We start from the raw sequence: 12565 nt of genomic DNA, 5'->3' as shown, positions 1-12565 counted from the left end.
TGTTACTTGTCATTAAACCCAACTTGAATCCAAATAGAACCTAAAAATGTTAACATTGTAACTAAAAATGTAACATTGAACCTTAAATACAAATACGCCATTTACTCTACCACAATCAACAAATAAGGAAAACATTCTCATGAAATCATTATATTCAACTCAAGCCACGGTAACAGGTGGACGCACTGGTAAAGCAACACTGAGCGACAGCGATTTAAGCATCAACATGGTATCACCTGGTAGCGGTCAGGACGGCAATAATCCTGAACAGTTATTTGCTGTTGGCTATGCTGCCTGTTTTGATGGGGCTTTATCTGTGGTTAAAAAATCACAAAACGTTAACTTTGCATCAACCACTCAAATCACCGTGGAGCTGTTGCAAGGTGATGAACATGATTATCAGTTGGCAGCCAAAATTCATGTCATTGCAAAAGACACTGAATTATCTTCTGATGATGTGCAAAAATTAGTTGAAAAAGCTCACGAAGTTTGCCCTTACTCTAAAGCCACCAGAGGCAATATTAAAGTAGAAGTAACATCAGAAGTTCAATAATTGCCATTTTTTACCATCAAAAGCCCCAAATCACAAATATGGTTTGGGGCTTTTATCGTTTTTTTGTTAGTTTTTTCATTTTCTGTTATTTGATGCCACATGACCATGACCAACAACACCATGACCAACCATTCTGCCATGAATCTAACCCAACTTTCTTCAGCCCAACTGCATCAGTTAAATGACATGCCCAATGTGGCAATCATGGACACCACACACATTAATAAAGAACAGCCACCTTTTGTGTTGGTTGATGGCTCTTATTATCTGTTTCGTACTTATCATGCCCTGCCACCGATGACCACCAGCAAAGGTTTACATACCAACGCCATCAAAGGCACATTAAATGCACTCAACAAGCTGATGCGTCGTCATCACCCCACACACATGGCAGTGGCATTTGACAGCAAATCACCCACGTTTCGCCACAAGCTGTCTTCTGATTATAAAGCCAACCGCCCATCTATGGACAGCGAACTTGCTGAGCAAATCCCCTACATTCATCGTCTGATTCAAGCGTTAGGAATTCCACTGATTCACATCGAAGGAGCAGAAGCCGATGACATCATTGGCACACTGACCCATCGTGCTTGTCAAGAAGGGCATCATGTCATCATCTCCACAGGGGATAAAGACATGGCTCAACTGGTCAATGACTGCGTGTTGCTAGAAGACAGCTTTACTGGAAAAATCACCGATGTCGCTGGGGTAAAAGAGAAGTTTGGCGTTGAGCCACGACAAATGATAGACTATTTGACCTTAATGGGTGATCGTTCAGATGGCATTAAAGGCATACCCGGAATTGGTGAAAAAACCGCTAAAAAACTGCTTAATGAACACAACAGTTTAGACCGCATCTTACAAAATGTTACCAACATCAAAGGACGAGTGGGTAAAAATTTGGTCGAATATGCCGATGACATTCCCATAAACCGCCAGTTAGCAACCATCGTTACCGATTTACCGATAGGATTGGATTGGAATGACTTGGTCATTAACACCAACCCCACCGCTCACGTTGATGAGCTAAGACAGCTTTATGGTGAGCTTGAGTTTAAAGGTGAGTTGGCATCACTTGGACACCCACACCACCCTGCCAACCGCCATCATATCCAAACACAAAAAACCCCAAATCAAGCCAACACACTCACAAACACCATCATCGATGATGTCAAATCCAGTAAAGCCAGCCCATCACAGGATAAAGCATGGCACATCATACTGGACGACTCTGCATTTGATGCTTTGGTTAAGCGGCTTAGCACTGCCAAGCAGTTTGTTATTGATACTGAGACCACCGATTTGGATTGGCGACATGCCAAGATTGTTGGGTTATCCTTTGCACTGCAATCTCATGAAGCCTATTATGTGCCATTGGCTCACTGCCATCAAGATGACCCACTCACCAATAAACAGCTCAACCGTGAGCAAGTATTAGCAAAGCTAACACCAATTTTACAAAACCCTGCCATCGGCAAAATTGGGCAACACCTAAAATATGACGCTCATGTGCTGTCAAATCATGGCATCAACTTAAACATCAACTTTGATAATTGGCAATTTGATACCATGCTTGCCAGCTATGTCATCAACGCAGCTGCCACTCACCATGGCATGGATAACTTGGCACGGCACTATCTACACACTCAAACCATCAGTTACGAAGACGTGGCAGGTAAAGGGGCAAAACAGGTCAGCTTTGATAAGGTTGCTATTGACATCGCCAGTCGCTATGCTTGTGAAGATGCTGACGTAACCTATCAGTTATTTGAATTGTTTACCCAAACACTAAAAGATGATGACAACAACCAACGCCTATTACATCAGCTTGAAATTCCCATCGCCCAAATCCTAACGCAAATGGAATCAGATGGCATTTTATTAGACATTGATTTTTTAACCAAACTGTCTGCTCGTTTTGATGAAGAGATTGCTGTGTTAGAAAAACAGGGGCATAAACTGGCTGGTGAAGCGTTCAATCTGGCATCTCCCAAACAACTGGGGGAAATTTTATTTGAAAAATTGGGCATCAGTGGTCATAAAAAGACCAAATCAGGACAATATTCCACCTCAGAAGCCATCTTATCCACCATTGACCACCCATTAGCAGACGTGGCACTGGAATACCGTAGTCTTGCCAAACTGAAAAATACTTACACCGATGCCCTAGCAACGGTGGCAGATGCTGACAGCCAACGAGTGCATACCAGCTATCATCAAGCATTGACCAGCACAGGGCGACTGTCATCTACCAATCCAAATTTACAAAACATTCCCATACGCACCAAGACAGGAAGACTTATACGCCAAGCGTTTATCGCACCTGCTAACCGCTTGATTATGGCAGCGGATTATTCTCAAATTGAGTTGCGATTAATGGCTCATTTTTCTGCTGATGCCAATCTTACTCGCGCCTTTAACAAAAACTTAGACATTCACACTGCCACCGCTGCTGACGTACTGGGTAAAACGGTGAATGAAGTCACTGCCACTGAACGCCGTAATGCCAAGGCAATTAATTTTGGTTTGCTGTATGGCATGAGTGCTTTTGGGCTTGCTAAGCAGTTGTCCATGAGCCGAGTCGAATCCCAAGAGTATATTGATGTGTATTTTACCCGTTATCCTGCTGTTAAAGATTATATGCAAAACACCCGAGCCTACGCTTATGATAACGGCTATGTGAAGACAATTTTAGGGCGAAAGCTATACACCCCAGACATTTATCACAAAAATCGTATGATAAAACAAGCCGCTGAGCGAGGTGCCATCAATGCCCCTTTACAAGGCAGTGCCGCTGATATCATTAAGCTTGCCATGATTGCGGTCGATGCCATTATCAAAGATGGTTATGCCAATCATGCCAAAATGTTGCTACAAGTGCATGATGAGTTGGTATTTGAAGTGGATACCAACAAGGCAGATGAATTTGCCAGTGCCATCAAAATTGCCATGCAAAATGTGTTGTCTGATACCGCCAAAACCTTAGGTTGGGACATTGATTTTACAGTGCCATTCTTGGTAGAAGTGGGAATGGGTAAGAATTGGGACGAAGCTCATTAGCTTAAGCCCTTATCAATCACAAGACAATATTGATTATTCATACATGCCAAAAGCGGTAGATTTAGTGCTAATGACATGTTCTAGTAATTTACTCTTAGCTCATACCACCGCCCATCAATGTATAGCCGTGCAATAGGTATAATCCCACGCACGGCATTACAAAAAAATAAAGCAGATAAATTAGCCAAGTCGGCATTGGTAAGCCTACGTTCATTAACCTTTTTCCCTTGCGATTGTAACGTGTCCATAACCACTTGTCGCATCACTCCTGACACACCAGATTGAATGATTGGGGGAGTATGCCAATGAGCATGATTTAATTTAATGTTTGTTCTGACATTGTTTTTGGAATTTAAGTTAGCATTTATTTTATGCTGTGGCTGATTATCAGATTGCTGTTTGTCAATTTGCGATATCGGCTCAGCCAATTGATAAAACACATTACTCATCACCCCTTCTACCCAGTTACCCATCACATCTTGCACCAATCCCTCTACCAATGTTGGTTGTTTTTGTCTGTACCTTTCTAATTCACCTGTAACCAATACGCTATCTAAACGGTTAAGTGATTTTAATCCCACCAGTGGCTTAGGCAGACAGGCTATCTGTTGGTGAATACACATGGCATCACCTGTGGGCTGTTTAGGTAAGTCATCAAAGCTCAACGATTGACCTGCCATTAATTTATCAACCAACAACTGATTAATAAAATTTTGCTGTAAATTGTTGGTTTGGGTAAAAATTGCGGTTTTGGTTTCTGTAATGTCCACCACACTGTCGCCATTTATCCAACCATAGCCACGAACAGGCTGTGATACACGACTAACCACCACCTTGATGATGCCATCACCCAAACCAAGAGCGCGCTCAATCAGTTGTTGCATCAGCATTGGCACATCAAGAGTCAGTGATAATGCCATCGCATGACTAAGCAGACGCTGACGATGATGGATAGCCCATAAAATTTGCCCTTGACATACCCCCATGGTGCTAAAAAATCCGTCTGCATAGGCAAAACCACGTTCTGCCAGTAATTTTTGGGAATAATCCTGCGTGCGAATGGTCATGGTCATGAAATTGAGATTAGTTTTGATTTTGAGTGTTTTTTGAGTGTTAAAGTGTCAAATAGCAATGCTGGTTTTATAATCAACTATTTTGATGATGAGCTGTTTCGTTTATCTAGCACCAGCATACAGCTATAAAATTGGCATTTTGCCAACGCCACTTTGACACCGCTGACGTCTTTATCTTTGATGGTCTGTCCACTGAGCATTTGCTTCACCAAATTGCCCCCTTGGTCGCCCATCACATGCCGAGCGAGTAAATACGCTTTTTTGGCATGGCTGATGCTGGTTTTTTTCTCGCTGTCGCTGTCGTTGGGGTTGGCATAGTACCAGTCAATTTCAAAGTAATTGGCAGAATCCACGATGTCCAGATATGGTTCATCGTTTGCCATATGGCGGTATTTGGTGGCAGGACTGCTGTCAAAATCAAGACTATTTTCGTCAATGTCTTTAGGCTTGCCCAACACTGAAAAAATGGCGTCTGTGTCGCTAAGGGCAATGCGTTTGACATCACCACCGCCCCATGATGGGGTATCATAATTGATGGTGGTGCTTTGGGTAATGGCGTTGTTTTGTGTGTTTTTTAACTTGACTTTATCCACAGATTTGTCAGTATCAGTAGAATTGGCAGATGTGTCTGCCACCACTTGTTCACTGCTTTTTTGTTGACAACCCCCAAGCCCCATTAACACAGTAAACGACAAAGACGATGCGACTAAAAAAGTCGTTAAGTTACGCAAGGCTGGCATATATAAGCACTCTTTGAGTAAAAAACTTCAGTTGATTAAGTTGGCTAAGTTTATTAATGAATATGTTTATGAGCATTTCGTTAAGTTTACTTTTTTTTGTCAGTTTTGACCAGTTTTTAGATTGGCTTTTAGCAATAGGAACATCACCCATCATGCCCTTACATTTCATTGTCATTGGCAATCCCATCAGTCACAGTAAATCGCCCCAAATTCATCATGCGTTTGCCAAGCAAGTGGGCTTAGACATCTGCTATCAACGACAGTACTGCCCCAATGATGCCAATGCCTTTACTGCTGTGGTGGGGGCGTTTTTTGCTGGGGGTGGTATTGGGGCAAATGTTACCGTTCCCTTTAAACAAACTGCCCATCAGCTGTGCCAACAAACAGGCAGACTGACCGCACAAGCTGAACTGGCACAAGCGGTCAATACCTTGTATCAACAAGATGGCGTTTTGGTTGGGCATAACACCGATGGTAACGGTTTGGTCAATCATTTGCATCAACTTGGCTGGCTGAGTTCAACCAATTCTACCAATAACAATTCTAACAGCAACCATTTTGCCAGTAAAAAAGTTGCCATCATTGGGGCAGGTGGGGCGACTCGTGGCATCATTTTACCCTTGCTGTCAGCAGGCATTCATCATATTGACATCGCCAATCGCACCGTGGATAAAGCCAAACAGCTCATTTGTGATTTGCATTCAAAAGCCAAACAGATGCCCAATGACATCAAACATCTGTTCGCTCAAGCGTCATTATCTGCTTGTGCCATTGATGCACTGACGGGGCATTATCATCTCATCATCAACGCCACCTCGGTGGGGTTATCAGATTCTCGTTTGCCTTTATCAGAGCATCTTCGTTGTCAGCATGCTTATGATTTGATGTATGGGCGAGAATTGCCATTTTTGCAACACTTTGACGCATTAGGAGCAGACACCAGTGATGGCATGGGCATGTTGATTGGGCAGGCGGCGTTAAGCTTTAAACAGTGGACTGGTAAATCTATTGATACGAGCCAAATTTATAAATAAAAGTTATTAAAATAATACAATTATATGAAATAATTTTATTATTAATAGGTTTATAAAAATCTTTTGGTTATACTGAAGTTGGTTATGCCTGCTTATCAATTTACATACATAAGGAAATTCCATGCTGACTTATAAAGCCCCCTTGCGTGACATCAAATTTTTGCTAAATGATGTGTTTGATTATCCCTCACACTTTAAGACCTTAAGAAATGGCGATAATGCTGACCCCGAAACTGTGGATATGATTTTACAGGGCTTGGCAGACTTCACCGAAACTGTGCTGTCCCCTCTTTATCAGCCTGCTGATGAAGAAGGCTGTCATTTTAAAGAAGGTGAGGTAACCACACCAAAAGGCTTTAAAGAAGCATATGATCAGTTTGTTGAAGGTGGCTGGCAAGGGCTGTCTTATCCTGAAGAATATGGTGGTATGAACCTACCCATGTCATTAAACTTAATCAAGTCTGAAATGATGGGTACTGCCAACTGGCCTTGGGCAATGTATCCTGGGCTGTCCACAGGCTGTATCAACACCATCATGCAATATGGCACTCAAGAACAAAAAGACGTGTATCTGCCCAAACTGGTTGATGGCACTTGGGCTGGCACTATGTGCTTGACTGAGCCACAGTGTGGCACAGATTTGGGACAAGTCAAAACCAAAGCTGACCCCAACAAAGACGGCTCATACACACTCAATGGCACTAAAATTTTCATCTCCAGTGGTGAGCATGACCTGACCGAGAACATCATTCACATCGTATTGGCACGCTTGCCCAATGCCCCTGAAGGCACCAAAGGCATCTCATTGTTTATTGTGCCAAAGTTTTTGCCAGATGAAAACGGTGAGATTGGTGAGCGTAACGGCGTTACTTGTGGCTCAATCGAACATAAAATGGGCATTAGCTCATCTGCCACTTGTGTGTTGAACTTTGATAACGCCATCGGTTTTTTGATTGGTGAGCCTCACAAAGGACTAAAAGCCATGTTCACTTTCATGAACACCGCTCGCATTGGCACAGGCATTCAAGGCTTGGCACATTGTGAACTTGCGTTCCAAAATGCCCTACCCTATGCCAAAGACCGTCGCTCGATGCGTGCATTATCTGGCACGAAAGAAGCCAATAAACCTGCCGATGCCATCATCTATCATGCTGATGTCGCACGCATGTTACTCACCATGAAAGCCTTTGCCGAAGGCGGTCGCTCAATGATTTATCACGTTGCTCGCTATGGCGATAAAATGGCTGAAGGCATCGCCACAGGCAATGACAAAGAGTTTCACAAATGGGACGATAAATTGGGCTTTTTTACCCCTGTTATCAAAGGCTTTTTAACCGAACTTGGTATTGAAGCTGCCAAACATGGTCAACAGGTCTATGGCGGTCATGGCTACATCAAAGAATGGGGCATGGAACTGATTGCCCGTGATGCACGAATTGCCACCCTTTATGAAGGCACAACAGGCGTGCAGGCACTTGATTTATTGGGGCGTAAGGTCATCTTGCAATCCAAAGGCAAGGTGGTGCGTGATTACACAGCAGGCATCATGAAATGGTGTGGCGAATATGCCTTAGATAAAGACATGCGTAAGTTTGTTTGGGCGTTGACCAAGCTATGTGCTGAGTGGAATACCCTAACCGTGCGTATCATGTTAATGGCACGCAAAGACCGTGAAATCATCTCAGCTGCCAGCGAAGACTATTTGATGTATGTTGGTTATGTGATGATGGGCTATCATTGGGCTCGCATGGCGGCCGTGGCATATGACAAGCTAGAAAATGGTGGCAGTGAATCTGCTGAGTTCTATAAAGCCAAAATCCAAACAGCAGAGTTCTATTTTGATAAAATCTTGCCACGCACGTCAGGGTTAGCAGAGAGCATGGTTGCCCCAAGTCAATCCATGACCGACATGGAAATTGACAATTATTCGTTTTATGATGAATAATGGGTTTTATGATGAATAATGGATTGTGTTGGCACATTCTTGTGTTGGCACAATCACCATAAAAACCCCAAGCGTTGGCTTGGGGTTTTTATTGTTTTGGATTGATGGGGGTTGTTTGCCATGGCTTATGATTTGATACGTGATATTGAAACAAGTAACCATTTACCATATTCATTTTTCATGGTGAAATGCCTTGTCTCAGGTTTTCCTGTGGCATTAGAGCTAAATACCGCACTGAATTTCAACGTATTTTCTCCATCTAAACGCCAACCACCGACATTATTCACCGTCAAACATTGATCTTTTGGCTCACCCACCATAAAGGGAATGATGGAATGATTAACACCATGATTGGGTGATAAAGCATCACCTGCTGCCAAATCATAACCTTGTACTTGGCATGAAGCGACTAATAGAACCTGAGAAATATTGTGCTTTGCACCAAGAATCGCATTATCTAATTTTATATCTCCAGTATGAATTGTTAAATTATTGGCAATGCTTGCTAATTGAGACTCGGTTGGAGAAGTAATGGCAGAACTGCTCATTGTCATCACGTTACCTGACGCATCATGATTACCTGTCGTCGTATTGACTGTATTTAATACTTGATTAACCGCCCCAAGTGCTTTGTTTACCTCATCAAAAAAACCAGCATTCGCATGGTTGCTTATGATAAGGACAGATGAAGCCATCATTAGTTTTAAAATATTCATAGCATTCCTTTATTAAATGTTTAAAATGTTTAGAAACCACAATTTACCATATCAAATCCTAAATACATTAACAATCAACATATCAAATCTGCAATTCACCAATATCCGCCACACTCAAAAACAGATTTCTCACCTGTTTAAGCAAGGCTAAACGATTGTTTTTTAAACTCACCTCATCGGTATTGACCATGACTGTATCAAAAAATGCGGTCAATGGCTCAGCAAGATTGGCTAAAGCGGTTAAAATGCCTTGATAATCAGCATTTTCTTGTAACGGTTTGGTCGCTGTTTGGGCGTTTTGTGTCGCTTTAAAAAGCTCTTTTTCTGCAGATTCGGTGAGCAGATTTTTATCAACCGTTTGGCTAATGTTGCCATCAACCTTGGCTAAGATGTTGCCCACCCGTTTGTTGGCTTGTGCCAAGCTTTGTGCTTGGGGCAAACGACGAAACGCCTGCACAGCACGGATACGCTCGTCAAAATCCAATGGCATGTGCGGATTTATCGCTTGTACTGATTGAATGGTATCCACCGCCACACCTTGGTCTTCATACATTGCACGGTAGCGAGCATTGATAAAGTCCATCACATCAGCGAACGTTTTGCTCAGATTGTCAATTTTATTGCCATAATTTTTTAGGGCTTGCTCAATTAATATCACCAAATTGAGCGGTAACTTTTTTTCAATTAAAATTCGCAAAATACCGATGGACGCTCGCCGTAAACTAAACGGGTCTTTTGAGCCTGTTGGGGCTTGCCCAATGGCAAAAATACCCACCAAAGTATCAATGCGGTCAGCCAATGCCAATGCTGTGCCAATGTCAGTCGTGGGCAGGTCATCGCCACTAAATTTTGGCAAATATTGCTCTTTGATGGCATCTGCCACCGCTTTAGGCTCGTTATTTAAGTGAGCGTAATAAGTGCCTGCCACCCCTTGTAATTCAGGAAATTCACCCACCAATGTGCTTGCCAAATCGCATTTGGACAAGATGCCTGCTCGAGTGGCATATTCCACATTAGCGCCGATTTGATTGGCAATAAAGGCACAAAGTTTGGCAATGCGTTCAGATTTTTCCCAAATTGTGCCAAGTTTTTCTTGAAATACTCGGTTTTTTAGATTTTCAGTCAGGGCAAATAAGGGTTGTTTTTGGTCTTGTAAAAAGAAAAATTCAGCATCAGCAAGGCGTGGGCGCACCACTTTTTCGTTGCCTGCGATGACTTGTGATTTGTCTTTGCTATCAATGTTACTGATAAAGATAAAATAGGGCTGTAGTTTGCCATCTTTATCGGTTAGGCAAAAATATTTTTGGTCAGCTTGCATGGTGCTGATTAGCGCTTCTTGTGGTACTGCCAAAAATCGCTTCTCAAAACTGGCTCTCATGGCAACAGGTAAATCCACAAGGGCGGTAACCTCATCAAGCAAGTCTGGTGGTACGATGGGCATCGCATTCACTTCATCGGCAAGGTGTTGTACTTGGTTTTTAATGTCAGCTTGACGTTGGTCAAAGTCAGCTTTGACAAAGGCATTATCCAAAATTGCTTCATAATTATCAGCGTGGTCAATCGCCACACATTCAGGAGCATGAAAACGATGCCCACGGGTTTGATTGCCAGTTGGGTGTCCTTGAATGATGGCATCAATAACTTTGTCATCTGCCATTAATACCACCCACTGCACAGGACGGACAAATTCATCACGGCTGTCTGCTGAACGCATACGCTTGGCTATGGGCAGGTCATCTAAGGCTTTTTGTAACATGGTGGGTAATAGGTCGTTGGTGGCTTGACCTTGCACCTGTAATTCATGACCGACATAGTCGCCTTTATCGGTCTTGATGATGATAAGGTCATTGACATCAATGCCTAAGCCTTGGGCAAACCCTTGGGCGGCTTTGGTGGGGTTGCCATCTGAGTCAAACGCACCCTTGACAGCTGGGCCTCGTTTTTGTTCCACTCGGTCGGGTTGTTTGTTGCTGATGCCATGGATTTGTAGGGCAAGACGGCGTGGGGCAGCATAACTTTTGATGTTGTCAAAACTGATATTGGCTTCAGCCAACGCTTGGCTGACATTGTCATTTAACGCATCACGCAGTTGTCTTAGGTTTTTGGGTGGCAATTCTTCTGTGCCAAGTTCAAATAAAATCGTGGTCATGGTGGTCATTTATCCTTTTCATTACTTTTGTGGCTTTTGTGGCTTTGCTTTTTATTGGGCTTTTTTGGCTTTCTTTGATTGTGGTTGATTTTATTATAACAAAACCATGATAAAAATCTGCTGATGTTTTGTTTGCTTATTGGCTTAAGCAAGTTTGTCAATCACCTGAGTTAAAAAACATGCTAAGATGATGACGCCCCAAAACAGTGAATACACACATAGATAAAACAGCCACGTTTTTAGGAACGATTATGATTTATGACATCATTGGTGATGTACACGGACAAGCCAATAAGCTGATAGGACTGCTTGGCAAACTTGGCTATCAGCAACACTTTTATGAACAAAATGATGAACAAAATGGCATCACCACCCCCTATTATCAACCACCCGTGGGTCATCATGCTGTCTTTATGGGTGATTTGATTGATAGGGGTAAACAAGAAGTAACAACGCTACAGATTGCCTTTGCCATGAAAGATGCGGGGGTGGCGGACATCGTCATGGGCAATCATGAATACAATGCCCTTGCCTACGCCACCAAAAACCAAATTCACCATGCTGACAATGCCAACGATGCTTTCAATGCCAACAATATTGACAATCACGATGGGGGTTATTTACGCTCACATTCGGACGTGCATCATCGTCAGCATCAAGCATTTTTGGCAGAAGTGCCGTTTGGCTCAGATGCTCACGCTTATTGGCTGTCTCGCTTTTATGAGCTGCCTCTATGGCTTGAGACACCACACGCCTGCTTTGTTCATGCGTGTTGGGATACCGACAGCATGGCGGTATTAGCACCGCTATTAACCAATGACAACCGCCTTACCCCACATGCCTTACAACTGACAGGACAAAAAAACTCAATACAATACGATGCCCTAGAGCGTGTGCTAAAAGGGGTAGAAACGCCCCTGCCTGATGGCTTGTATCTGCTGGATAAAGACGGTGGCAAACGCCACAATGTGCGAGTCAAATGGTGGCTAGATGAACTTAACAACCGTCCCATTCATCAGATAGCTCACGCCCCTAACTTCGCCTTAGCCAGCATTCCCATTGATGCGATTAGCCCACCCATCGAATTTGGGTTAAAGACGGATAAGCCTGTGTTTGTTGGGCATTATTGGTTGACTGGCACACCCAAGCCGTTAAGTGAGCAGGTGGTGTGTGTGGATTATTCAGCAGCAAGTAAGACAGGGCATTTGACGTGTTATCAGTTTGACACGGACAATCCATTGCCATTATCAGCAGATAATTTTGTGCAATATCGGCAGGACTGATAAACAAAACAC

At 43.1% G+C, this 12565-nt stretch carries 9 protein-coding genes; 5 read left to right on the top strand and 4 right to left on the bottom strand.

Annotated features, from left to right (window positions below):
- Window positions 1-139: 139 nt before the first annotated feature.
- Together B0682_RS05275 and polA are read left to right on the top strand one after the other, a co-directional pair.
- Window positions 140-553 (top strand): Ohr family peroxiredoxin, encoded by a 414-nt coding sequence (locus B0682_RS05275; protein ID WP_078307156.1) that lies wholly within the window; start codon window positions 140-142, stop codon window positions 551-553.
- Between the two features lie 105 nt (window positions 554-658).
- Window positions 659-3613, top strand: coding sequence for a DNA polymerase I (gene polA / locus B0682_RS05270; RefSeq protein ID WP_078307190.1), 2955 nt, complete (start codon window positions 659-661; stop codon window positions 3611-3613).
- Window positions 3614-3693: 80 nt separating this feature from the next.
- Here polA and B0682_RS05265 read toward each other — a convergent pair whose 3' ends face one another.
- Window positions 3694-4686 carry an aminotransferase class IV gene (locus B0682_RS05265; protein WP_078307155.1) on the bottom strand — a complete coding sequence of 331 codons (993 nt, stop codon included), beginning with the start codon at window positions 4684-4686 and terminating at the stop codon, window positions 3694-3696.
- Between the two features lie 77 nt (window positions 4687-4763).
- Window positions 4764-5426, bottom strand: a complete 663-nt coding sequence (locus B0682_RS05260; protein ID WP_078307153.1) for a hypothetical protein — start codon at window positions 5424-5426, stop codon at window positions 4764-4766.
- A 152-nt stretch (window positions 5427-5578) separates the two neighbouring features.
- Here B0682_RS05260 and aroE point away from each other — a divergent pair, with 152 nt between their 5' ends.
- Together aroE and B0682_RS05250 are read left to right on the top strand one after the other, a co-directional pair.
- Window positions 5579-6460, top strand: a complete 882-nt coding sequence (aroE, locus tag B0682_RS05255) for a shikimate dehydrogenase (RefSeq protein ID WP_078307188.1) — start codon at window positions 5579-5581, stop codon at window positions 6458-6460.
- A gap of 121 nt (window positions 6461-6581) precedes the next feature.
- Window positions 6582-8405 carry an acyl-CoA dehydrogenase C-terminal domain-containing protein gene (locus B0682_RS05250; RefSeq protein WP_078307151.1) on the top strand — a complete coding sequence of 608 codons (1824 nt, stop codon included), beginning with the start codon at window positions 6582-6584 and terminating at the stop codon, window positions 8403-8405.
- Between the two features lie 125 nt (window positions 8406-8530).
- Here B0682_RS05250 and B0682_RS05245 read toward each other — a convergent pair whose 3' ends face one another.
- Both B0682_RS05245 and glyS read right to left on the bottom strand, forming a co-directional pair.
- Window positions 8531-9121 (bottom strand): hypothetical protein, encoded by a 591-nt coding sequence (locus B0682_RS05245; protein ID WP_078307149.1) that lies wholly within the window; start codon window positions 9119-9121, stop codon window positions 8531-8533.
- An 82-nt stretch (window positions 9122-9203) separates the two neighbouring features.
- A complete protein-coding gene (glyS, locus tag B0682_RS05240) occupies window positions 9204-11270 on the bottom strand; it encodes a glycine--tRNA ligase subunit beta (protein ID WP_078307186.1) in 2067 nt (688 codons plus the stop codon).
- Window positions 11271-11521: 251 nt separating this feature from the next.
- On the opposite strand from glyS, the gene B0682_RS05235 reads away from it, so the two are divergent.
- On the top strand, window positions 11522-12553 hold the full coding sequence (locus B0682_RS05235) for a metallophosphoesterase (RefSeq protein WP_078307147.1): 1032 nt from the start codon (window positions 11522-11524) through the stop codon (window positions 12551-12553).
- Window positions 12554-12565: the final 12 nt, after the last annotated feature.

The organism is Lwoffella lincolnii (assembly GCF_002014765.1).
GTDB classification, from domain to species: Bacteria; Pseudomonadota; Gammaproteobacteria; order Pseudomonadales; family Moraxellaceae; genus Psychrobacter; species Psychrobacter lincolnii.
Note: the sequence above shows the minus strand (reverse complement) of the source record. Positions and strands in the feature narration are given on the sequence as shown.